We start from the raw sequence: 21791 nt of genomic DNA, 5'->3' as shown, positions 1-21791 counted from the left end.
GGGACGAGCCGCGATGAGAAGTCGGGCAATCAGAGAAAGCCTGAGTCAGCGCGAGGACTTCGACACGTCGCCGGTGACCTCCACCTCGGGCGGGCTGACCAGCCCCACCGGCCGGGCCAGCTGCGTCGGGGCGGTACGGCCGCGCAGGTTCACCGTCTCACCGACGTCCCAGCACAGGGCCTCGGAGTCCAGGGCTTCGCTGACCGCGATGGCCGACGCCAGCACGTGCCCTTTCTCCAGCTTCGCCAGCTCGGTCAGCCGCGCCGCCTCGTTGACCGGGTCGCCGATCACGGTGTACTCGAAGCGGGCCTGTGCACCGATGTGGCCGGCGATCGCCCGGCCGGCGGACACGCCGATGCCGAACTCGGTCTCGCCCAGCACTTCGATGAGCTCGTCGTGGAGCTCGCGGGAGGCCGCCAACGCGGCCCCGGACGCATCGGGGTGTTCGATGGGTGCACCGAAGATCGCCAGCGCGGCGTCGCCCTGGAACTTGTTGACGAACCCGCCGTGCCGGTTGACCGTGTCGACGACGACGCGGAAGAAGTCGTTGAGCAGGCTGACCACGTCGGCGGCCGGGATGGTGGCCGCCAGGTGCGTCGAGCCGACCAGGTCGACGAACAGCACCGCGACGTCGCGTTCCTGCCCACCCAGCTCGGTACCCCGCTCGAGCGCCCGGCGGGCCACGTCCTCGCCGACGTAGCGGCCGAACAGATCCCGCAGCCGCTGCCGTTCGGCCAGATCGCGGACCATGTCGTTGAACCCGGCCTGCAGCAGGCCCAACTCGCTGGCGTCGTAGATCTGCATGTGGGCGTTGTAGTTACCGCGCTGCACCTCGCCCAGCGCCCAGCGCAGCTGACGTAGCGGGTCGGCGATCGACATGGCCACCAGCACGGTGCTGGACAGTCCGATGACCAGCGCGACGATCGCCAGCAGCAGGATCGTCGTGATCACCCGGTCCGCAGGTGCGGTGAGGATCTCGAATTTGCTCGCGACCAGGGCGAGCAGGATGGCCACCAGCGGCACTCCGGTGGACAGCACCCACGTCAGGACCTGCCGCAGGATGACGCCGGGGGCGTGGAACTTCTCCGGCACCCCGCCCCGCAGCGCCGCTACCGCGACGGGCCGCAGCACGCGTTCGGACTGCAGGTAGCCGATGATCGCGGTCGCGGTGGCGCCCAGACCGGTCGCCACGGCGACGACGGGGGCGGACTTGCTGGCCACCGGCCAGCTGGCCACGATGAACACCACCGAGCCGAGCAACCAGTTCGTCGCGCTGATCACCGAGCGGTAGAACGGCATCCGCAGCGCCCGCATGCGGGCGACCTCGGTGTCGGCGGGGTCGCGGTCGCCGAGCAGCATGTCGCGGCGCTGCCAGCGCATCACCGGGATCAGCATGCGTAGCGTCAGGTAGGACGCCACGGTGAACGACACGAACAGATAACCCAGGAAGATCGCCAGGTTGGAGGTGGGCAGGTCCTGCAGCTGGATGCGGTCCTCGGGCGGGAGCCCGAATCGGAGGAAGCCGAGCACCAGAAGGGCGCCGATGATGTCGGCCTGCAGCATGCCGAGGGTGAACACCGGCCAGGGGGTGCGCGCGACCCAGCGGACGAATGCGCTGATTCGCCCCACCTCGATCGCTTCGGCAGCCACGCAATCACCGTATCGGGCGGAGCTGACGGGCACGGGGCCTCTGGGACGGACGTGTCGGTTCGCAGCACTACTGTTATCGGCGATGACGGGTGTTTTTTCGCGTCTGGTGGGCCAAGACGCTGTGGAGGCGGAGCTGACGGCCGCCGCCCGGGCCGCGCGCGGTGATTCCGCTCACAACGGTGCAGGCGAGGTGGGCACGATGACCCATGCCTGGCTGATCACCGGCCCGCCGGGGTCCGGCCGGTCGGTGGCTGCGCTGTGTTTCGCGGCGGCACTGCAGTGCACCTCCGCCGGCGTTCCGGGCTGCGGTGAGTGCCGCGCCTGCAGCACCACGATGGCGGGCACCCATGCCGATGTACGCAGGATCATCCCGGAGGGGCTGTCCATCGGCGTGGACGCGATGCGCACGATCGTGCAGATAGCGTCCCGGCGGCCGGGGACCGGCCGGTGGCAGATCGTCGTCATCGAAGATGCCGACCGGCTGACCGAGGGCGCCGCCAACGCCCTGCTCAAGGTGGTGGAGGAGCCGCCGCCGTCGACGGTGTTCCTGCTGTGCGCGCCGTCGGTGGACCCGGAGGACATCGCGATCACGCTGCGCTCCCGGTGCCGGCACATCGCGCTGGTCACCCCGGGGGTCGACGCGATCGCGAAGGTGCTGGTGGAGCGCGACGGGTTGCCGGAGGCCGAGGCGGCCTGGGCAGCGTCGGTGAGCGGCGGCCACGTCGGCCGCGCCCGCCGGCTGGCGACGGACGAGCAGGCCCGGGAGCGGCGCCGACGGGCACTGGGTCTCGCGCGGGAAGCGGCGACCCCGTCGCGGGCGTACGCCGCGGCCGAGGAGTTGGTGCTCACCGCCGAGGCGGAGGCCAAGGCGCTGACCGTGGACCGCAATGAGGAAGAGGTCGAGGAGCTGCGCACCGCACTGGGCGCGGGCGGCACCGGGAAAGGCACCGCGGGCACGATGCGCGGCGCGGCCGGCGCACTCAAGGATCTGGAGAAGCGGCAGAAGTCCCGCCAGACCCGCGCGTCGCGGGACGCACTGGATCGGGCGCTGATCGATCTCGCCACGTACTTCCGGGACGCGCTGCTGATCGCCTCGGGCGCCTCGGACATCGCGCCCAATCACCCCGACATGGCGGAGAAGGTGGCCGCGATGGCGGCGCACGCGTCTCCGTCGGCGCTGCTGCGCTGCATCGAGGCGGTGCTGGAATGCCGGGAGGCGCTGGCGGTCAACGTGAAGCCGAAATTCGCCGTCGACGCCATGGTGGGCACGGTGGGGCAGGCGCTACGGGGCTGACCCTGTGTAGGTGAATTGGGTGCACGCCGTGCCCTGCCGTAGACTCGTCCCGCCCGACCAGGCCGCCTTAGCTCAGTCGGTAGAGCGATTCACTCGTAATGAATAGGTCGGGGGTTCGATTCCCCCAGGCGGCTCCACGTGATACTCGCTAGGCCCGTCGTCCGCTGACTCCGCAGATGGGAGTGACCCTTGACGACCCCTGTCACTGTCGCCGTTGCGCAGTACGCGCCCGGTGAGGACAAGGACGCCAACCTCGAGGTGATCAGCGGCTACGTGACCGAGGCCGCGAGGCAGGGCGCGGAACTCGTGGTGTTCCCCGAGTACTCGATGTTCACCGCACCGGCCATGGACGAGCGGTTCCTCGCCTCGGCCGAATCGCTGGACGGTCCCTTCGTCTCGGCGCTGCGGGAGCTGGCCCGGGGCGCGGCCGTGACGGTCGTCGCCGGCATGAACGAGACCACCGACAGTGCCGAGCAGATCCACAACACGCTGCTGGCCATCGACAACGACGGCAAGGTCACCGCCGCCTACCGCAAGGTGCACCTCTACGACGCCTTCGGCTACGCCGAATCCCGCGTCGTGCGGGCCGGAGTCATCGACACCCCGGAGACGTTCATCGTCGGCGCGTTCACCTTCGGCATGCAGACCTGCTACGACCTCAGGTTCCCCGAAGTGACCCGGCGCCTGGTCGACGCCGGCGCCGACGCCGTGCTGATCCCCGCGGAGTGGGTGCCGGGTCCGCTGAAGGAGAACCACTGGACCACGCTGGTGCGGGCGCGGGCCATCGAGAACACCGTCTACGTCGCCGCGGCCGACCAGTGCGGCACGCATGGCGCCGGCAACAGCATGATCGTCGACCCGATGGGTGTCGTGCTGGCCTCGCTCGGCGAGGAGGCCGGCGTGGTGTCGGCACAGCTGACTGCCGACCGCATCGAGCGGGTGCGCGAGAAGAACCCGGCGTTGAGGTTGCGCCGCTTCACCGTGGTCGAACGCTGAGGGTCAGCGCGGGGCGAGGAAGCCGACGGGGCCGGAGGCCACGCACACCGACAAGGCGGCGGTGTTGGCGCGCACGGTGATCGCGTCGCCGGCACCGGGCAGCCGGACGAACACCCGGTTCAGCCCGGGCCGCACCGGCACCTTGACCTCGTCTCCCTCGCTGAGCCGCACCAGGATCGAACCATCGGAATTGGCAAGGTAATTGAGCTCCACCGTCCAGTCCGCGGGTAGCAGCGGTCCGTCGAGCGGCATGCGGGCGGGGAAGTCGGGCTGCACCAGGTAGCCGCAGCGGGGGTCGGGGCCGGGCCGGATGCTGCGCACCCAGGTGACGAGTGCGTCGACGACCCGTCCCGACGAATCGAGCATTCTCGGATCTGTTGTCGCCGAGCTGAATTCGGGACGGTCCGGCAGCAGTGCGAACATGTGCGAGGTCAGGTTCTCCGGCCACGCCACCCGCTGGAGCACCAGCGGATCGACCTCCTGGTCCAACATCGGTGCGCTCGAGGCGGCCCTGGCCGCCGCCAGTCCGGCACGGGCATTGACCAGATACCCGCGGGTCGGATTGTCGCGCCAGCTCGTCAGGAACGTGGACGTCGAGTACAGGCTGCCGGCCACGAAAAGCAGTGCGCCGCAGGCGACGAGGGGACGCGACCACCGAGGCGAGTCATGCCGCGCCGGCGCCAGGACCCCGATCGCGGCGAGCAGCGTCAGCACCACCACCAGGTCGGGCAGATAGCGCAGCGTCTGCGCGAGTTCGAGCGCGGTGAACCGAGACGATCGCATCAGATAGATGGGAACCTGGCAGGCCACCGCGTAACCCAGGGCGACCGCCCACACCGGGCCCAGCCTGCGGCGACGGCGCACGGTCAGCACCGCCACCGTCGCGAGCGCCACCCACCCGAGCGCCATGACGGCCACCGGCGGGGTGGCCCACGGCGAGGCCGGCGCCCAGCGTTGCCACTCCCACGGCCCGCCGACCAGTCCCGGCACGATGCCGTGGGTCACCGACCGCCACAGCAGATCCCAGGTCATCGCCAGGTCGAAACTCCACCGCTGCTGATCGACCACCGCGATGTACACCCCGACCCACGCCACGGTCAGCGCCAGGCAGGACAGCCACAGGTGTCGGCCGCGGCGCCACACCTGCGGCACAGTCGCTTCGGCGGTCACGTGTCCGTACACCGCGGTGATCGCGAACGCCGCGAACGGGATGATCGCCGCCTTCTCGAAGAACAGCAGCCCGCCGAAGAACACCGCTGTCCCGGTGACCGCGTAGCGGACGGCGCCCGTCCGCACCAGCTGGATCGCATCGGCGCACACCCACGCCAGCGCCGCGACCATCGGCAGCGAATTCAGCCCGGCCGCCCACCACGCGAAACTGGGCACCGCCAACGGGGTGAACAGCGCGAACGTCAACGGAACCAGCAGCGCCGGCCGCCATCCGAGGATCACGTGCAGTGCGCGCAGCAGCGCCACCGACGCCACCAGCGCCAGCACCACCAGGCTGATGGCCGGGCCGATCCAGTTCAGCGGCGCGACCCGGGTGATCAGACCGGCCACCAGGAACGCGCCCGGCATGACGTGCCCGTCGTGGTCGTCGAACAGGTAGCCCGGCGACAGCAGCGGCTGGGTGCCGGCGCGGCCCACGAGGATCAGATCGTCCCAGTAGAAGTAGCCGCCGAACGCGAGCACCGCCCGCACGGCCAGGTGCAGCGCGATGACGGCGACGGCGGCGCGCGCGACCCATCTCATGTCGCCTGCGACTGTACGGATGCGCGGAAACCGAGGACGCCGCCGGTATGGTGACCCGATGCGCACACTGGTCACCGGGGCGGCGGGTTTCATCGGATCGACACTGGTCGACAGGTTGTTGGCCGAAGGCCACTCGGTGGTCGGACTCGACGATCTGAGCTCGGGCCGCAGTGAGAATCTGGGCCCGGCCGAGCGGCACGACACCTTCGACTTCGTCAAGGCCGACATCGTCGACGCCGACCTGGTGGCGCTGCTGGCCGACGTCAAGCCGGAGGTCGTCTTCCACCTGGCCGCCCAGATCTCGGTGAGCCGCTCGGTCACCGAGCCGGTGTTCGATTCCAGTGTCAACGTCGTCGGGACGGTGCGCCTCGCCGAGGCGGCCCGGCTGGCCGGCGTCCGCAAGATCGTGCACACCTCATCGGGTGGGTCGGTCTACGGCGCCACGCCCCGCTATCCCACCGACGAGAACAACCCTCTCGACCCCGCATCGCCCTATGCGGCCAGCAAGGTCTGCGGTGAGGTGTACTTCGGCATGTTCCGCAACCTCTACGGCCTGGACTGCAGCCACATCGCGCCCGCCAACGTGTACGGGCCGCGCCAGGATCCGCACGGCGAGGCCGGCGTCGTCGCGATCTTCTCCCGAGCGTTGCTCGCCGGGCGGCCGACCAAGATCTTCGGGGACGGCACCGACACGCGCGACTACGTGTTCGTCGACGACGTCGTCGACGCGTTCGTGCGCGCCTCGGGGGAGGCCGGCAGCGGGCAGCGGTTCAACATCGGCACCGGTGTGGAGACCTCCACGCGGCAGCTGCACACCGAGATCGCGCGCGCCGCGGGAGCATCCGACGAGCCCGAGTTCCTCCCGCCGCGGCTGGGCGACGTGCGCCGGTCCTGCCTGGACAACGGCCGCGCGGGCGCGGTGCTCGGCTGGCAGCCGCAGGTTCGGCTGCGCGACGGGGTCGCCCGTACCGTGGACTACTTCCGTGAGGAGATCTGACCCTCACCGGGTTCGCGTGCGTTCTGCAGCGCGACCGCGCGGGCGAGCCGGGTGTACTTGGCCTCGATGTCCTTGAAGCGCATGTAGGTCGACAGCGTCGTGAAGGCGAACGCGATGATCAGCACGTACTCCAGCAGATCGGTGCCGCGGTCCACGCCGAGCCAGTTGGCGACGACGGTGGTGTCGTCGGGGCGCAGGATCGCGTAGATGCCGGCGATCACGAACAGTACGTAGCCGACCTTCACCCACGCCTTCGAGCGGGCGCTGGAGCGCGAGCGCAACAGGTAGACCAGCAGCGCGAGCACCGACGCGATCAGCAGAACCTGAATCCAGTTCACCGGGTCGTCCTCCTGCGCAGCAGGCCGTCGAACACGATGTTGACCCCGTTGAGCAACGGTTGGCCCTTGGCCTTCGAGTAGTCCGTGTAGCGGATGTCGACGGGGACCTCGGCCACCCGCCATCCTTTTTCGTCGGCCAGCGCGATGAATTCGCCGGCGTGCCCCATGCCGCTGATCGTCAGGTCGAGATCGTCGGCGACGCGCCGGTTGAACACCCGCAGCCCGTTGTGGGCGTCGGTCAGCCCCAGCCTGCGGTTGCGGCGGCTCAGGGTGGCCACCGCCTTCAGGATCATGCGCTTGAGCAGCGGGGTCTGGGTCGGGCCGCCGGTGAAGCGGCTGCCCAGGACCAGGTCGGCGTCACCGGCGCGCAGGTGGTCGATCATCGCGACGACGTCGTCGACCCGGTGCTGCCCGTCCGCGTCGAACGTCGCGAACAGCGCGGCTCCGGGCCGGGCGCGGGCGTATTCGACGCCGGTCTGGATGGCCGCGCCCTGACCGAGATTGACCGGGTGGGTGAGGACGTGGGCGCCGGCGCGCAACGCGAGGTCCCCGGTGCCGTCGGTACTGCCGTCGTCGACGCAGACCACGTTGGCGAACACCGCGAGCACGTCACCGATGACCTGCTCGATCACGGTCGCTTCACGGTAGGCGGGGATCACGATCCACACGTCGCGGGAGCGCTGGTCCGTGCCGTTCGAAGAGGGGTCCGAGGTGACGATGGGCAACAAAGTACACCGCCTACCGTGGCGGAACCTTGGCAAGTGCGACCAGGTGCACGGCGATGCCCAGCAGCGGGCCGCACAGCAGCGCCACCACGGTCCGTACCTCGAGTTGCAGCGGCAGCGCCAGCAGCGTCGCGGCGGCGACGGTCGCCGACATCCAGCCGACGGCGTAGGCGCGGTGCAGCGCGGCGGCGACGGCGGCGGCGCCGGTCAGCGTCAGCAACGCGATCATCACCGCCGCCGCGGTGAGCCAGCCCAGCAGCACTCCGTCGGCCACGTACTCGGGGCCGAATGCCTCGCGCAGCAGCCACGGCCCGAAAACGGCCGCAGCGGTCACCCCGACGGCGCCCAGCACCAGCACGACGACGGCCGGAACGATCAACGCCCGCAGGCGATGTGCGCGCTGATCCACGAAGTGGGCGATCAGATTGCCCTGCATCGCGGTCAACGGCACCAGCAGCGGCGCGCGCGTCAACGTGACGGCGAGGATGACCACGCCGCCGGCGGCACCGAGATCGCCCGAGGTGGCCTTCAGCAGCACCGGAAAGCCCATCACGAGCACCGCACTGGCCCCTGCCGCGGCGATCGAGTGGCCGGCCCCCCGCAGGAACGTCGCTGTGGTGCCCGGGGTGTAGAGCCGCGCCGCGGCGCGGGTCACTGGGGAGGTGAGCAGCATCAGCAGCCAGCCCACCGCGCCCGCCACCGTCGCCCACAGGTAGCCGCCCAGCCCCCAGCCGAGGACGAAGCTGCCCGCGGCGACCGCGACCCGCAGCAAGGCGTCGGCGACCATCAGCGCGCCGTACTCCGACCAGTGGTCGAGCCCGGCCAACAGGCCCAGCAGCGTGGTGTGGATGCAGAACCCGGCCAGCCCCGCGGCCAGCAGCGCGACGCTGAGCAGTGTCGCGTCGGCGAACACGTGTCCGGCCCACAGCGGTGCGGTGATCGCGATCGCGGCCGCGGAGCCCAGTCCCACCCCGATGCCGATCCGCACCGGACGGGTGCGCTCCCCGCCAGGGGCGACCGCCGTTGCCTGCCTGACCTCCCGGGTGGTTTCCTGCAGCAGACCGAACGCGGCGCCGCTGGCGAGGCCGAACGCGCCCCAGAACACCCCGAAGACCGAGAATCCGGCGGGCTCGAGATCTCGGGCGGCCAGATAGAGGACGGCGTATCCGCACAGCGCGGACACCGCGGTCGCCGCCCCGACACGCACCATGCTGCCGCGCGTGACGGCGCCCGGACCGACGGTCGCGTCGGTCACTGGTCCAGGGGCGGAACGTCGGTCGCGTAGAGCCACGCCTCCCACAGGGGGCGCAAGGAGTCGTCACTGTAGCGGGCAGCCAGTCCGATGAAGTCGTCGGTGACCACGCTGGCGTGCCGGTACCGCGTCGTCCAGTCCTTGAGGAGGGCGAAGAAACTCTTGTCGCCCAGCCTGTTTCGCAGCGTGTGCAGGGTGAGCGCGCCGCGTTTGTAGACGCGGTCGTCGAACATGTCGCGGGGTCCGGGGTCGGCGAGGACGAGATCCTGGGCAGAGTGGGTCAGCCGGTGGTGGTAGTGCCGGGCCCAGTCGTCGGCGCTGCGCTGCCCGCAGTGTTCGGACCACAACCATTCGGCGTAGCAGGCGAAGCCCTCGTGCAGCCAGATGTGGCGCCACCGCTGCACGGTGACCGAATTGCCGAACCACTGGTGGGCGAGCTCATGGGCGATCAACCGTTCGGCGCCCCGCTGTCCGTCACAGTGGTTGGCGCCGAAGATCGAGATGCCTTGCGCCTCCAGCGGGATCTCGAGGTCGTCGTCGGTGATCACCACCGTGTAGCCGGTGTCGAGCGGGTAGGGGCCGAAGAGCTTGGTGAACAGTTTCATCATCTGGCCCTGCCGGCCGAAGTCGTGGGCCACCTCGTCGCGCAGCCGCTCGGGAGCGACGGCGTGGATCGCCGTGCCGTTCTTGGCGATGCGGTGCCGTTCGTAGACCCCGATCTGCAGGGTGATCAGGTACGTCGACGTGGGTTCGGCCTGCTCGTAGGTCCACGTGGTCATCGCGGCCCGCACCCGCTTGTGGAGCAGCTTCCCGTTGGCCAACGCGAAATACGGGCTCTCCGTGCTGATCTGGATGCCGTAGCTGGCCTTGGCGGCGGGATGGTCGTCGCACGGAAACCACGACGACGCCCCGTTGGGCTGACCCGCCACCAGGGCGCCCTCGGTGAGTTCTTCGAAACCGACCTCGCCCCACAGCGTTCGGACCGGGCGGGGGGTGCCGCCGTAGCGCACGACGATCGTCATCGCCGCGCCGGCGGGCAGCCGGTCGGTCAGGCTGATGTGCAGCTTGCTGTTCGAGGTGCGGAAGTTGTTCGGCCGCTTGCCGTTCACCGTCAACTTCGACACCGACAGCGCCGCGGACAGATCCAGCGTGAAGGTCTGCAGTTCGGCGAGCGTGACCGCGGTGATCGTGGCGGTCCCGGCGAGCCGGTTGATCGCGACCTTGTACTCGAGGTCGAGCTCGTAGCGCGACACCCGGTAGCCGAAGTTGCCGGTGCCGGGCAGGTAGGGGTCGATGACCGGCGGCGTTCCCTTTTTGGCGACCTGTTTGCGTGCCCTCACGCGGCCGCCGACTTCTTCGCCTTGCCGCCGTCGTCCGCGCGTTTCTTGCGCGGCGGCAGCCACGGCGCGATCGGGTTGCCCTGCCAGCGGGTCGACGGCGGGACCTCGTCACCGCGCACGACCAGCGACGCCGGACCGACGGTGGCGCCGGCGCCCAGCCGCGCGGCGGGCAACGCCACGCAGTGCGGGCCGAGCGTCGCACCGGCGTCCAGCACCACGGTGTCCATCCGCATGATGCGGTCGTGGAACAGGTGCGTCTGCACCACGCAGCCGCGGTTCACCGTCGCGCCGTCGCCGAGGGTCACCAGATCGGCCTCGGGCAGCCAGTACGTCTCACACCACACTCCGCGTCCGATCGTCGCGCCCAGTGCGCGCAGCCATACGTTCATCACCGGTGTACCCGACGCGGCCCGGGCGAACCACGGCGCCGCGACGGTCTCGACGAAGGTGTCCGAGACCTCGTTGCGCCAGACGAACGACGACCACAGTGGATGTTCGATCGCGGTGATGCGGCCCACCAGAAGCCATTTCGCCGCGACGGCGATCCCACCGGCCGCTGCGCCGGCGACCAGCAGCACCAGGCCGGTCAGCAGCGCGGCACCCAGCCACCCGACTGCCAGCACCAGCGATTGCCCGGCCAGCAGCACCCCGAGGCCGATCGCGAACGTGACGACGACGGGCACGAACCGGAACATCTCGACCACCGCGCGCAGCACGCGCAACCGCGGCGACGGATGGAAGGTGCGTAGCGCGTCCGCCGCGGTCGGCTTGCGGCGCAGCCGCATCGGCGGACTGCCCAGCCACGACGAACCGGCCTTCGCCTTGTGCGGAGTCGCCGACAGCACCGCGACCAGACCGTCGTCGGGCACGCGCCGGCCGGGCTGGGTGATGCCGGAGTTGCCCAGGAAAGCGCGCTTGCCGACGGTGGCGCGGGCCACGTGGATCCAGCCGCCCCCCAACTCGTAAGAGGCGACCATCGTGTCGTCGGCGAGGAACGCGCCGTCCTCGACGACGGTGAACTTCGGGATCAGCAGCGCGGTCGAGATCTCGGTGCCCTTGCCGATCTTCGCGCCGAGCAGGCGCAGCCACCACGGTGTCGCCAGCCCGGCGTAGATCGGGAACAGGTAGGTGCGCGCGCCGTCCATCAGCCGTTCGGTCGCCCACAGCTGCCACCCCGACCGGCTGCGCACCGGGTGGTAGCCCTCGTGCAGGCCGACGGCGAGCAGGCGCACCCCTATCACTGTCAGCGCGGCGTAGACGAGCATCGCCGCCGCGGTCGCCGGGATCGTCGCAGCGAGGGCGGGCAGCAGCGCATCGCGTAGGGTCGCGGTGCCGCGGACGGCCCAGCCGATCACGGCGAGCCCGGCGGCCAGCGCCGCGAGTGGCAGCGCTCCCAGCAGCATCGAGGTCACGCCGTACATCGCCACCCACACCGGAGCGCGTGGCGGCCGGTGATCGGGCCACGGATGCTTGGCCTTGCCGGACTTCACCGCCGGCGAGCCCTTCCAGTACTGCCCGTTCTTGACCTTGCCGACGACACCGGATCCCGGTGCCACATCGGCGTTCTTGCCGACGACCGCGCCGGGCAGCAGTGTGGTGCGCGCGCCGATGGTGGAGTCGTTGCCGATGGTGATGGGCCCGACGTGGAACAGATCGCCGTCGATCCAGTGCCCGGTCAGGTCCACCTCCGGCTCGATCGAGCAGCGGTGACCGATCCGCAGCATTCCGGTGACCGGCGGCGCGGAATGCAGGTCGACCCCGCTGCCCACCGAGTTGCCCAGCGCGCGTGCGTAATACACCAGCCAGGGTGCGCCGGCCATGTTCTCCGCGCCGCTGGCGTCGGCGAGCCGCTCGGCCAGCCAGATCCGCAGGTGCACCGATCCGCCGCGCCGGTAGGTGCCCGGTTGCAGCGTGCCGACGAGGATGCGTGCGCCGAGCACCGCGATGCCCATCCGCCCGGGCGGTGAGACGAACAGCAGGAAGCCGGCGAGAATCCACCACCAGCTGACGGGCCGCGCCCACGGCACCAGGTCGATCGCGGCGGCGAGGTTGTTGGCGACGGCCAGCCACACCACCCATTGCATACCGGTGAGCGTGGCCAACGGCACCGTCAGCGCCACCTGGACAGCCTGGGTCAGCCGCGCCACGGGACGCACGGTGCGGGTCTCGACGGCCGGCGGCGGCTCCAGCTCGTCGAGATACCCGGCGAGCGAGCCCAGCCGGGGATGGTCGTAGAGGTCGGCGACGGTCACCTGCGGGTAGCGCTGCCGCAGCACCGCGATCAACTGGGCGGCCGACAGCGAGCCGCCGCCGAGGGCGAAGAAGTCGGCGCTCGGACCGTCGATCGGGGCGGCGAGCACGTCGCGCCACAGGCCGGCCAGCCAGCCGAGCGTGCCGCCGAGATCTGCCGCGGTTTCGTCGGGATCGTTGCCGCCCCCGGTCACCGGCCAGGGCAGCGCGGCGCGATCCACCTTGCCCGACGTGCGGGTGGGGAGTTCGTCGACGACCACCAGTCGCGGCACCAACGCCGCGGGCAGCGACTCGGCCAGCCGCGCGCGGGCGGACGCCAGGTCGAACGCGCCGCCGGGGGCGGCGACCACGTAGCCGACCAGCAGCGGGGTGCCGCTCGCGGTGCGGCGCACGGCCGCCGCGCCACCGCTGACGCCGGGCAGGTGCACCAGCGCGGTGTCGACCTCGCCGAGCTCGATGCGGCGGCCGCCGACCTTGACCTGGTCGTCGGCCCGGCCCATGAAGTAGAGCCCGTCGGCTTCGAGCCGTACCAGGTCGCCGCTGCGGTAGGCGCGGCTCCACGCCAGTGTCGGGGCCGCGGCGTACTTCTCGGCGTCCTTGTCGGGGTCGAGGTAGCGCGCGAGCCCGACGCCGCCGATCACCAGCTCGCCGACCTCGCCGATGCCGACCGGATTGCCTGCGGCGTCGACGACGGCCAGATCCCAGCCCGGCAGCGGCAACCCGATGCTGACAGGCCCGGTCCCGGTCAACTGAGCGGCACAAGCCACCACCGTCGCTTCGGTGGGACCGTAGGTGTTCCACACCTCCCGGCCCTCGACCGCCAGGCGCGCGGCCAGCTCGGGCGGGCACGCCTCGCCGCCGAAGATCAGCAGCCGCACCGCCTCGAGCGCCTCGGCCGGCCACAGCGAGGCCAGCGTCGGGACCGTGGACACCACGGTGATGTCACGCGATACCAGCCACGGACCCAGGTCCATGCCGCTGCGCACCAGCGAGCGCGGTGCGGGCACCAGGCACGCGCCGTGCCGCCAGGCCAGCCACATCTCCTCGCACGACGCGTCGAACGCCACCGACAGTCCGGCCAGCACCCGGTCACCCGGGCCCAGCGGGTTGTCCTGCAGGAACATCTGCGCTTCGGCGTCGACGAACGCCGCGGCGTTGCGGTGGGTGACCGCGACGCCCTTGGGCGTGCCGGTGGAACCCGAGGTGAAGATGATCCACGCGTCGTCGCGGCTCAGTGGTGCCGTCGCGCGCCAGCCGCGGGATGCACCGGGGCCCCGGATCAGGCCGCGCTCGGTGATCACCGCGACGACCTCGGCCTCGGTGAACACCAGTTCCGCCCGCTCGGCCGGGTCGTCGGCGTCGACGGGCACGTAGGCCGCACCCGCGGCGAGGGTGGCCAGGATCGCGACGTAGAGCGCATAGCTGCCCGACGGCATCCGGATGCCGATCCGGTCGCCGCGGCCGATGCCGCGCGCCGCCAGCCACGCCACGCTGTCCTCGACGTCGGCGATCAATTCGGAGTAGGTGAGCTGCACGGTGCCGTCGTCCAGGGCGGTCGCATCCGGGTGGCGACGCGCGGTGTCGTAGAGGATGTCGATCAGCGTGCGCGCCGCCGGTGCCTGCGCCGACAGCAGGTACTGCGGCGGGATCGCCGAGGTTGGATCCGGTGCTGTCACGGGTACAAAGTACTCACTGCGGATGGCCGCTTCTCGCCGTCGGGCGGCCGCTGATTCGCGTGTCGACGGCGCACCTGGCAGAATCGCCCGCTTGGAGGGGAGTATTCCTTCGCCACAGTGTCGTCATCACGTCGCCCGCATCCGGGGGACCGGTGCTGCGGGCCGGATGCCGGAAGCGGTGGCGGTGGAAGAGACCTCCGGCGTTGGAACGACGACCGGAGGTTAGATGAACGTCAGTGCTCTCGAGTGGGGGATCACGCTCAGCGTGACCATCGCGATCCTGCTCTTCGATGTGGTTGTGATCGGGCGCCGTCCGCACGAGCCGTCCAAGCGGGAAACCGGCACCGCGCTGGGTATCTACGTCGGACTCGCGATCGCGTTCGGCGTGTGGATCTGGTTCTTCCACGGCAGCCAGTACGGTGTCGAGTTCTTCGCCGGCTGGCTCACCGAGTACAGCCTGTCGGTGGACAACCTGTTCATCTTCTTGATCATCATGGCCAGCTTCAAGGTGCCGCGGATCTATCAGCAGCAGGCCCTGCTCGTGGGCATCATCCTGGCGCTGATCTTCCGCGGCATCTTCATTGCCCTCGGCGCCGTCGCGATCGAGCAGTTCTCCTGGGTCTTCTACCTGTTCGGCGCCTTCCTGGTGTACACCGCGATCAAGCTGGTGCGTGACACCGACCACGACGACGACGGTGAGAACGGTGTGGTGCGCTTCGCGCAGAAGCGCTTGAAGTTCACCGACACCTGGGACGGCCTGAAGCTGTGGGTGAAGGAGAACGGCTCCGGACGGTTGATGACGCCGATGTTCCTGGTGATCATCGCGCTCGGTACCACCGACCTGTTGTTCGCGCTGGACTCGATTCCCGCGATCTACGGCCTGACCCGCGAGCCGTACCTGGTGTTCGCCGCCAACGTGTTCGCGCTGATGGGCTTGCGGCAGCTGTACTTCCTGCTCGGCGACCTGCTCAAGCGGCTGGTCTACCTGTCGCAGGGGTTGGCGTTCATCCTGGGCTTCATCGGGGTGAAGCTGCTGCTGCATGCGCTGCACGAGAACGAGGTGCCGTTCATCAACGGTGGCGAGCCCGTGAAGGTGCCGGAGATCCCGACGTTGGCCAGCCTGGGCGTCATCGTCGTCACGCTGCTGATCACGACCGCGGCGAGCCTGTACAAGACGCGAGTGCACGACGTCCGTAAGAACGGTGAGGCGGCTTCCGAGACCGCAGAGGAGAGCACCGACCCCGCGAGGGACACCACCCGCTAGGCGGTTGCGCTCGCGCTGATCTCAACGGGGGCGCGGGTGTGCGAGGGCGGTTACCGTGCCGGGTGTGCGGATCTTTGTCAGCGACGACGCCGGGGTGCGGGAACTGACCGACAGCGAGCAACCCGTCATCCGGGTGTCGGCGCCTGACCTGCAGCGCGCCCGTCAGGTGCGCTCACGGATCCGGTCTGGTCCGGGGAACGCGGCGGTGATCCTGGACGTCACGGTCGCGGTCGCCCGGGACTTCCGGGCCGCCCGTGCGGCCTTCGGCGACCAGTCGGCCGACACGATCCGCTACGCGGGCACCGTCGCCGGGTTGGCAGGTCTGCTCGCCGACATCTCCTCGGCCGGGGTCGCCGACGGGGTCACGCTGATCGGCGCGTCGGGCGGCCAGGATCTCGAACGCATCGGTCGGGACGCACTGGCCGAGTTGGCCGCGCGCAATCAGCCTCGGGCGTCCTGAAGCGCTTCGTCGATCAGCCGGGAATAGCGCAACGCGAGGGCTGAGCCCGTCGTCCCCGCGCCCATCTTGTTCATCACGTAGGCGAAGGTGGCCCGCCGGTCGAGGTCCATCACGACCAGCGACCCACCCCAGCCGCCCCACCAGCACACCCGCCCGGCTGGGACCGCGGGCACGCTCTCAGGCGACGGCAGGCCGAAACCGATCCCGAAGCGGAGGGGAATGCCGAGCACCAGGTCGGTGCCGTGCGACTGCTCGATGAAGATCGTGGCGATGGTGGCGGGGGACAGCACCTTCGTGCCGTTGACGGTGCCGCCCAGCGATATCGCGCGCAGCGCGCGGACCAACCCGCGGGCGTTGCCGTGGCCGTTGGCGCCGCCGATGTCGGCCCGCCGCCACGGTGTGGTTTCGGCGACCGCGACACCGTAGGCGCCGGGCGGGAACGCCGCGAACGTCTTGACCGCCGGGTGGTCGGGGGCGAGCCGGTCCAGGGCGCGGTCGCGCGGCGGGGGAGCGACCAGCTCGGCGATGCGCGGCTCGTCGCCGGCCTGCGCGCCGATCTGGACGTCAGCGTCCCAAGGGACGGAAACGTGCTCTCGGACGAAGTCTTTGAGCGTGCTGCCGGTGATGCGACGGACCAGCTGACCGATCAGGTGCCCGTAGTTCATCGCGTGGTAGCCCGACGCGGTGCCCGGTTCCCACCACGGGGTCTGATTCGCCAGGTGGGCGGTGGCGCGCTCCCAGTCGTAGATGTGCTCGACCCCGAACGGCACCTGCCAGCCCGACACACCCGAGGTGTGGGCGAGCAGGTGGCGCACCTCGATGCCGGCCTTGCCGTTGGCCCCGAATTCCGGCCAGTACCTCGCGACCGGCGCGAACGGGTCGAGGTGGCCCGCGTCGACCAGCAGCAGCGCGGCCAGCGCGGTCAGCGTCTTGGTGCACGACCAGAAGTTGACGATCGTATCCTGCTGCCAGGCAACGGTTTTCGCGCGATCGGCGTAGCCGCCCCACAGGTCGGCGACGAGTTCGCCGTCGACGTCGACCGTCAGCGACGCGCCGAGCTCCTCACCCGCGGAGATCTCCTCGGCCAGAGCGGCGGCGAGGCGGTCGAAGCGGGGTTCCCAGTGACCGTGCACCGCGCCATGCATGGAGGCGAGCCTAGAGCCACCCCGCGGTCACCAGTTGTCGTAACCGCCCTCCGGGCCCAGCATGCGTTCCAGCCGGGTGCGGTTGATCTTGGCCAGTTCGTTGCGCACGATCTTGCGCTCGGTCTCGTGATCGTTGAGCAGGCGGTCGGCCATGGTGGCCAGCACGGTGTCGGCGCTGTAGCCGTTGACGTACATCACGAAGCCGAACCCGAAATGCTCGAGGTAGGTCTTCGAGGCGTCGGCCAGTCGCGCCATCATCTCGGGGCGTGCGTCTTTGACTGCGCACTGTTCGGCTGCCGACTTCTCGCTGCCGGGCCGCCGGCCCACGTCCGGGTAGGCCTGCAGGATCGAGTCGATCGAGTCCTCGCCGAGCGCGAACAGCAGCCCGTCGGCGCAGCGGAACAGCTGGTCGTGGGAGGTGAAGGGGCGTTGCCGGGCCAGGTCGGCGGCCAGCGGCACGCTGAAGCAGCATTCGTAGACGGCGTGCACGGCGCGGCGCATCGACAGCGCGTTGAACGCCTCCAGTCCGATCCCCTGATGCAGCAACACACCGTCATGATCGGACGCGGAAACGGCGCGGACGTAACGCCGTGTTACGGGCAGGTCAAATCCGGCGAGCAGACACAAACTTGAGCCGACACGCCGTCAACGCGCGCGAGTTCGCGTCTCCTCGGCCAGATAAGTCTTGCCCAGGAGAACTAGTGGCCTTCGGTCGTGAAGCGCTCGATCGAGCGGTTCACCTCGGCCTCGGCTTCCTCGCGACCCACCCAGTCCGCGGCGTGCACGAACTTGCCCGGCTCGAGGTCCTTGTAGTGCACGAAGAAGTGCTTGATCGCGTCGAGCTCGAACTCCGACACGTCGCCGATGTCCTGGATGTGGTCCCACCGCGGGTCGGCGAGCACGCACAGCACCTTGTCGTCGCCGCCCTTCTCGTCGGTCATGCGGAACATGCCGACGGGGCGGGCCTCGACGATGCACCCGGGGAACACCGGCTCGGGCAGCAGCACCAGCGCATCCAGCGGATCGCCGTCCTCGCCAAGGGTGTCCTCGATGTAGCCGTAGTCGGTCGGATAGCCGAACGCGGTGAACAGGTAGCGGTCCAGCTTCACCTTGCCGCTGTCGTGATCGACCTCGTACTTGTTGCGTGAACCCTTCGGGATCTCGATGAGAACGTCGAACTGCACCGGGGAGGCTCCTTCGCATGACGGGCGATCAACAGGCCGGAACCACCTTAGTGCGGAGCGATACCCTGCACTACGGGGGTGGCTTTCCGACTCATCGAGCGACAGGGGAACTATGCGGCCGACTCGATGGCGAAGGTCCACCTATGTGTTGGTCGGCCTCGCCGTGGTGGTCGTGGTGGCGGGGCTCGTCGCCACGGCCGCACTGATCGCCGGCCGGCACACCTCCGACGCGGTGGCCGTCAAGGCCGCGCCGGCGCCCGCGACCGCTGACCCCGGCGTCGTTCCGGTGCCCGAGACCGCCGACATGCCGACACCCGCCGGGCTCGCCGCGGCGCTGCGTGTCGTGGTGGCCGATCCGAACCTGGGGCAGTTCACCGGCCGCATCACCGACGCGATGACCGGTGACGAGCTGTGGGCGCAGAGCCCGCGCGTGCCGATGCAGCCCGCGTCGGTCAACAAGCTGCTCACCACCGCCGCGGCGCTGCTGACCCTCGATCGCGAGGCCCGGTTGACGACGCGGGTGGTGGCCACCTCGCCCGGAACCGTGGTGCTCGTCGGGGGCGGCGATCCGACGCTGTCAGCCGCGCCGCGGGGCACCGACACCTGGTACCGCGACGCCGCGCGGATCGTCGACCTCGCCGACCAGGTCCGCCGCAGCGGGGTGACCGCGCGCAGCGTCGCCGTCGACGTCAGCGCCTACAGCGGCCCGACGATGGCGCCCGGGTGGGATCCGCTGGACATCGACGGCGGCGACATCGCCCCGATGGAAGCGGTCATGCTCGACGGTGGCCGCACCCAGCCGGTGACCGTGAATTCGGCCCGCTCGCGCACCCCCGCACTCGACGCCGGTCGCGCGCTCGCCGTCGCGCTCGGCGTCGATCCGCAGACGGTGACCGTGCTGCCGTCGGCCGCCCGTGGCCGCGAGATCGCCTCGGTCCAGTCGCCGCCGCTGATCCAGCGGTTGCGCGACATGATGAACGCCTCGGACAACGTGATGGCCGAGTCGACGGGCCGGGAGGTCGCCGCGGAAACGGGCCGGCCGCAGAGTTTCACCGGCGCGGTCAGCGCCGTGCTCGCCGCGCTCGACGACGCCGGGATCGACACCAGTGGGGCGCGGCTGCTGGACTCCAGCGGGCTGTCGGTCGACGACCGGCTGACCGCCGAGACACTCGACGAGGTCGTGGGGGCGGCGGCCGGTGACGACCACCCCCGGCTGCGTCCGCTGCTGGACCTGCTGCCGATCGCCGGCGGCAGCGGCACGCTGTCCAACCGCTACCTCGACACCCCGCCCGGTCGCGATGCCGCCGGGTATCTGCGCGCCAAGACCGGTTCGCTGACCGCCACCAATTCCCTGGCCGGCATCGTGACCGATTCCAACGGCCGGGTGTTGACGTTCGCGCTGCTGTCCAACCGGGCCGGCCCCAGCGGGCGCACCGCGCTCGACGCGTTCGCCGCGACGCTGCGATCGTGCGGGTGCCGCTCATGAGCCAGACCTTCTCCGTCGGTAGCGCAGTGGACTGGAATCTGGCCGCGTCGTTCGGTGGCAAGCTGGCCCGTCCCGAGCCGCCGGCCACCGACTACACGCGCCGACAGGTGATCGCGCAGCTGGCCGATGCGGCGCGCGCCGCCGAGGTGCCGGTGCGCGAGGTGACCGGTCTGGCCGAGGGCGCGGACATCCCGGAAGCCCGGATCGTCGACCGGCCGCAGTGGATCCGCGCGGCCGCCGGGTCCATGCGGGCGATGACCGGCGGCAGCGACGGCGCCAAGCCCCGCGCGATCAGCGGGCGGATCGCCGGCGTGCAGACGGGCGCGGTGCTGGCGTTCGTGTCGTCGGGGATTCTGGGGCAATACGATCCGTTCGCCCCGAATGGCGGTGAACTGCTGCTGGTGTATCCGAACGTCATCGCGGTGGAGCGCCAGCTGCACGTACAGCCGGCCGACTTCCGGATGTGGGTCTGCCTGCACGAGGTCACCCACCGCGTGCAGTTCCGCGCCAACCCGTGGCTGGCCGGCCACATGTCCGACGCGCTCGGCGTGCTGACCTCCGACGCCGGCGAGGACGTGACCCAGGTGATCGGGCGGCTGGCCGACTTCGTCCGGCAACGGCGTTCCGGTGAAGCGCCAGAAGCGAATTCGGCCGGCATCCTGGGCCTGGTGCGGGCCGTGCAGTCCGGCGCGCAACGTGAGGCGCTGGATCGGCTGCTGGTGTTGGGCACGTTGCTCGAGGGCCACGCCGATCACGTGATGGACGCCGTGGGGCCTGCGGTGGTGCCGTCGGTGGCCACCATCCGCCGCCGGTTCGACCAGCGCAGGCATCGGCGCCAGCCGCCGGTGCAGCGGCTGCTGCGGGCGCTGCTCGGCATCGACGCGAAGATGGACCAGTACACGCGCGGCAAGGCGTTCGTCGACGCCGTGGTGTCGACGGTGGGCATGGCGCGGTTCAACACGATCTGGACCGGCCCGCACACCCTGCCGCAGCCCGACGAGATCGACGAGCCGCAGCGATGGATCGACCGGGTGCTGTAGCGCAGCTGCGCGCGGCGCTGCGCCGGTTCTCCGCCGAGTACGGGCTGGACGGGCCCTGGTGTGTCGCGCTGTCGGGCGGGCCCGATTCGCTGGCGCTGACCGCGGTCGCCGCAGCGCTGCGGCCGACGACGGCGTTGATCGTCGATCACGGGCTCCAGGCCGGCTCCGACACCGTCGCCGCGACAGCACGCGACCAGGCGCTGAACCTGGGTTGCGTTGCTGCGCAGGTGTTTTCGGTCTCGGTCGGCGCCGGCGGCGGGCCGGAGGCGGCGGCGCGCACCGCGCGGTACGCGGCGCTGGAGCAGGCCCGCGCGGGGATGCCGGTGCTGCTGGGGCACACGCTCGACGATCAGGCGGAGACGGTGCTGCTGGGGCTGGGCCGTGGCTCGGGTGCCCGCTCGATCGCCGGGATGGTGGCCTACGACGCGCCGTGGTGCCGGCCGCTGCTGGGGGTGCGGCGCAGCGTCACCGAAGCCGCGTGTGCCGAGCTGGCACTGACGCCGTGGCGAGATCCCCACAACGACGACCGTCGCTTCACCCGGGTGCGGCTGCGCGCCGAGGTGCTGCCGCTGCTCGAGGACGTGCTCTCCGGCGGCGTCGCCGAGGCGCTGGCCCGCACCGCCTCCGCGCTGCGGGAGGACAGCGACGCGCTCGACGCGCTCGCCGCCGGCATCGCCGTAGAACCCGACCTGCCGGTCGCGACTCTGACGGCGCTGCCGGCCGCACTGCGCCGCCGGGTGATCCGGCGCTGGCTGCTCGACGGCGGTGCCGCCGGCCTGACCGATGCGCAGATCCGCGCGGTCGACGCCCTGGTCACGGCCTGGCGCGGGCAGGGCGGAGTCGCGGTCCCGAGCGCGATGACACGGCGTCGGCTGTTCGCGGGCCGGCGTGGTGAGGTGCTGACGCTCTACCGCGAGCCGGTCGCCGAGTGAGCACCGCTAC

General features: G+C 70.7%; 18 protein-coding genes and 1 tRNA gene. 9 read left to right on the top strand and 10 right to left on the bottom strand.

The genetic code is table 11. The features are described 5' to 3' along the window. Positions 1 to 45 precede the first annotated feature (45 nt). The gene (locus ACXYX3_RS23465) at positions 46 to 1683 is read right to left on the bottom strand and encodes an adenylate/guanylate cyclase domain-containing protein (RefSeq protein WP_241204602.1); all 1638 of its coding nucleotides are present in this window, start codon (positions 1681 to 1683) and stop codon (positions 46 to 48) included. 49 nt (positions 1684 to 1732) lie between these two features. Between ACXYX3_RS23465 and ACXYX3_RS23460 the strand changes: the two genes are divergently transcribed. The 3 genes from ACXYX3_RS23460 (at position 1733) to ACXYX3_RS23450 (ending at position 3940) form a co-directional block, all read left to right on the top strand. Further along, positions 1733 to 2944: a DNA polymerase III subunit delta' gene (locus ACXYX3_RS23460; protein WP_458609204.1), complete on the top strand. Its 1212-nt coding sequence runs from the start codon at positions 1733 to 1735 to the stop codon at positions 2942 to 2944. Positions 2945 to 3005: 61 nt separating this feature from the next. After that, a tRNA-Thr gene (locus tag ACXYX3_RS23455) sits at positions 3006 to 3081 on the top strand. 52 nt (positions 3082 to 3133) lie between these two features. Then, positions 3134 to 3940, top strand: a complete 807-nt coding sequence (locus tag ACXYX3_RS23450) for a carbon-nitrogen hydrolase family protein (RefSeq protein WP_458609203.1) — start codon at positions 3134 to 3136, stop codon at positions 3938 to 3940. Positions 3941 to 3943: 3 nt separating this feature from the next. On the opposite strand, the gene ACXYX3_RS23445 is transcribed toward ACXYX3_RS23450, so the two are convergent. Next, complete coding sequence (locus tag ACXYX3_RS23445; RefSeq protein ID WP_458609202.1) at positions 3944 to 5785, bottom strand: hypothetical protein; 1842 nt, start codon at positions 5783 to 5785, stop codon at positions 3944 to 3946. On the opposite strand from ACXYX3_RS23445, the gene ACXYX3_RS23440 reads away from it, so the two are divergent. After that, a complete protein-coding gene (locus ACXYX3_RS23440) occupies positions 5751 to 6689 on the top strand; it encodes an NAD-dependent epimerase/dehydratase family protein (protein ID WP_241204596.1) in 939 nt (312 codons plus the stop codon). The two genes, ACXYX3_RS23445 and ACXYX3_RS23440, sit on opposite strands and share 35 nt — an antisense overlap. On the opposite strand, the gene ACXYX3_RS23435 is transcribed toward ACXYX3_RS23440, so the two are convergent. From ACXYX3_RS23435 to ACXYX3_RS23415, 5 genes are read right to left on the bottom strand one after another with little or no spacing between them, the layout of a single operon-like run. Beyond that, a complete protein-coding gene (locus tag ACXYX3_RS23435) occupies positions 6668 to 7027 on the bottom strand; it encodes a DUF2304 domain-containing protein (protein ID WP_458609201.1) in 360 nt (119 codons plus the stop codon). The genes ACXYX3_RS23440 and ACXYX3_RS23435 overlap by 22 nt on opposite strands. After that, a complete protein-coding gene (locus ACXYX3_RS23430) occupies positions 7024 to 7746 on the bottom strand; it encodes a glycosyltransferase family 2 protein (RefSeq protein ID WP_458612197.1) in 723 nt (240 codons plus the stop codon). The genes ACXYX3_RS23435 and ACXYX3_RS23430 overlap by 4 nt, the downstream gene beginning before the upstream one ends. A 19-nt stretch (positions 7747 to 7765) precedes the next feature. Continuing rightward, the gene (locus tag ACXYX3_RS23425) at positions 7766 to 9007 is read right to left on the bottom strand and encodes a hypothetical protein (protein ID WP_458609200.1); all 1242 of its coding nucleotides are present in this window, start codon (positions 9005 to 9007) and stop codon (positions 7766 to 7768) included. Continuing rightward, positions 9004 to 10344, bottom strand: a complete 1341-nt coding sequence (locus tag ACXYX3_RS23420; protein WP_458609199.1) for a M1 family metallopeptidase — start codon at positions 10342 to 10344, stop codon at positions 9004 to 9006. The genes ACXYX3_RS23425 and ACXYX3_RS23420 overlap by 4 nt, the downstream gene beginning before the upstream one ends. Next, complete coding sequence (locus ACXYX3_RS23415; RefSeq protein WP_458609198.1) at positions 10341 to 14270, bottom strand: Pls/PosA family non-ribosomal peptide synthetase; 3930 nt, start codon at positions 14268 to 14270, stop codon at positions 10341 to 10343. The genes ACXYX3_RS23420 and ACXYX3_RS23415 overlap by 4 nt, the downstream gene beginning before the upstream one ends. Before the next feature lie 226 nt (positions 14271 to 14496). On the opposite strand from ACXYX3_RS23415, the gene ACXYX3_RS23410 reads away from it, so the two are divergent. Together ACXYX3_RS23410 and ACXYX3_RS23405 are read left to right on the top strand one after the other, a co-directional pair. Beyond that, entirely contained in the window at positions 14497 to 15534 is a 1038-nt protein-coding gene (locus ACXYX3_RS23410; RefSeq protein WP_241204591.1) for a TerC family protein, read from the top strand. Positions 15535 to 15598: 64 nt separating this feature from the next. After that, on the top strand, positions 15599 to 15994 hold the full coding sequence (locus ACXYX3_RS23405) for a hypothetical protein (protein WP_241204590.1): 396 nt from the start codon (positions 15599 to 15601) through the stop codon (positions 15992 to 15994). Here ACXYX3_RS23405 and ACXYX3_RS23400 read toward each other — a convergent pair. The 3 genes from ACXYX3_RS23400 to ACXYX3_RS23390 all read right to left on the bottom strand — a co-directional run bounded on the left by ACXYX3_RS23400 (position 15976) and on the right by ACXYX3_RS23390 (position 18323). Further along, the gene (locus ACXYX3_RS23400) at positions 15976 to 17139 is read right to left on the bottom strand and encodes a serine hydrolase domain-containing protein (protein WP_458609197.1); all 1164 of its coding nucleotides are present in this window, start codon (positions 17137 to 17139) and stop codon (positions 15976 to 15978) included. The two genes, ACXYX3_RS23405 and ACXYX3_RS23400, sit on opposite strands and share 19 nt — an antisense overlap. A gap of 27 nt (positions 17140 to 17166) precedes the next feature. Continuing rightward, on the bottom strand, positions 17167 to 17688 hold the full coding sequence (locus ACXYX3_RS23395; RefSeq protein WP_458609196.1) for a 2-oxo-4-hydroxy-4-carboxy-5-ureidoimidazoline decarboxylase: 522 nt from the start codon (positions 17686 to 17688) through the stop codon (positions 17167 to 17169). A 149-nt stretch (positions 17689 to 17837) separates the two neighbouring features. Then, complete coding sequence (locus ACXYX3_RS23390; protein WP_241204587.1) at positions 17838 to 18323, bottom strand: inorganic diphosphatase; 486 nt, start codon at positions 18321 to 18323, stop codon at positions 17838 to 17840. Positions 18324 to 18435: 112 nt separating this feature from the next. On the opposite strand from ACXYX3_RS23390, the gene dacB reads away from it, so the two are divergent. The 3 genes from dacB to tilS are packed head-to-tail and all read left to right on the top strand — an operon-like array spanning position 18436 to position 21781. Then, positions 18436 to 19809: a D-alanyl-D-alanine carboxypeptidase/D-alanyl-D-alanine endopeptidase gene (dacB, locus tag ACXYX3_RS23385; RefSeq protein ID WP_458609195.1), complete on the top strand. Its 1374-nt coding sequence runs from the start codon at positions 18436 to 18438 to the stop codon at positions 19807 to 19809. Beyond that, the gene (locus ACXYX3_RS23380; protein WP_458612196.1) at positions 19806 to 20849 is read left to right on the top strand and encodes a zinc-dependent metalloprotease; all 1044 of its coding nucleotides are present in this window, start codon (positions 19806 to 19808) and stop codon (positions 20847 to 20849) included. Before dacB ends, ACXYX3_RS23380 begins: the two co-directional genes overlap by 4 nt. Continuing rightward, entirely contained in the window at positions 20828 to 21781 is a 954-nt protein-coding gene (gene tilS / locus ACXYX3_RS23375) for a tRNA lysidine(34) synthetase TilS (RefSeq protein ID WP_458609193.1), read from the top strand. Before ACXYX3_RS23380 ends, tilS begins: the two co-directional genes overlap by 22 nt. The last annotated feature ends 10 nt before the right edge of the window (positions 21782 to 21791 follow it).

It is taken from the genome of Mycobacterium sp. Panama NTM2, assembly GCF_054355555.1.
The sequence above is the reverse complement of the archived record's forward strand: the minus strand, read 5'-3'. Positions and strand labels throughout refer to the sequence as shown.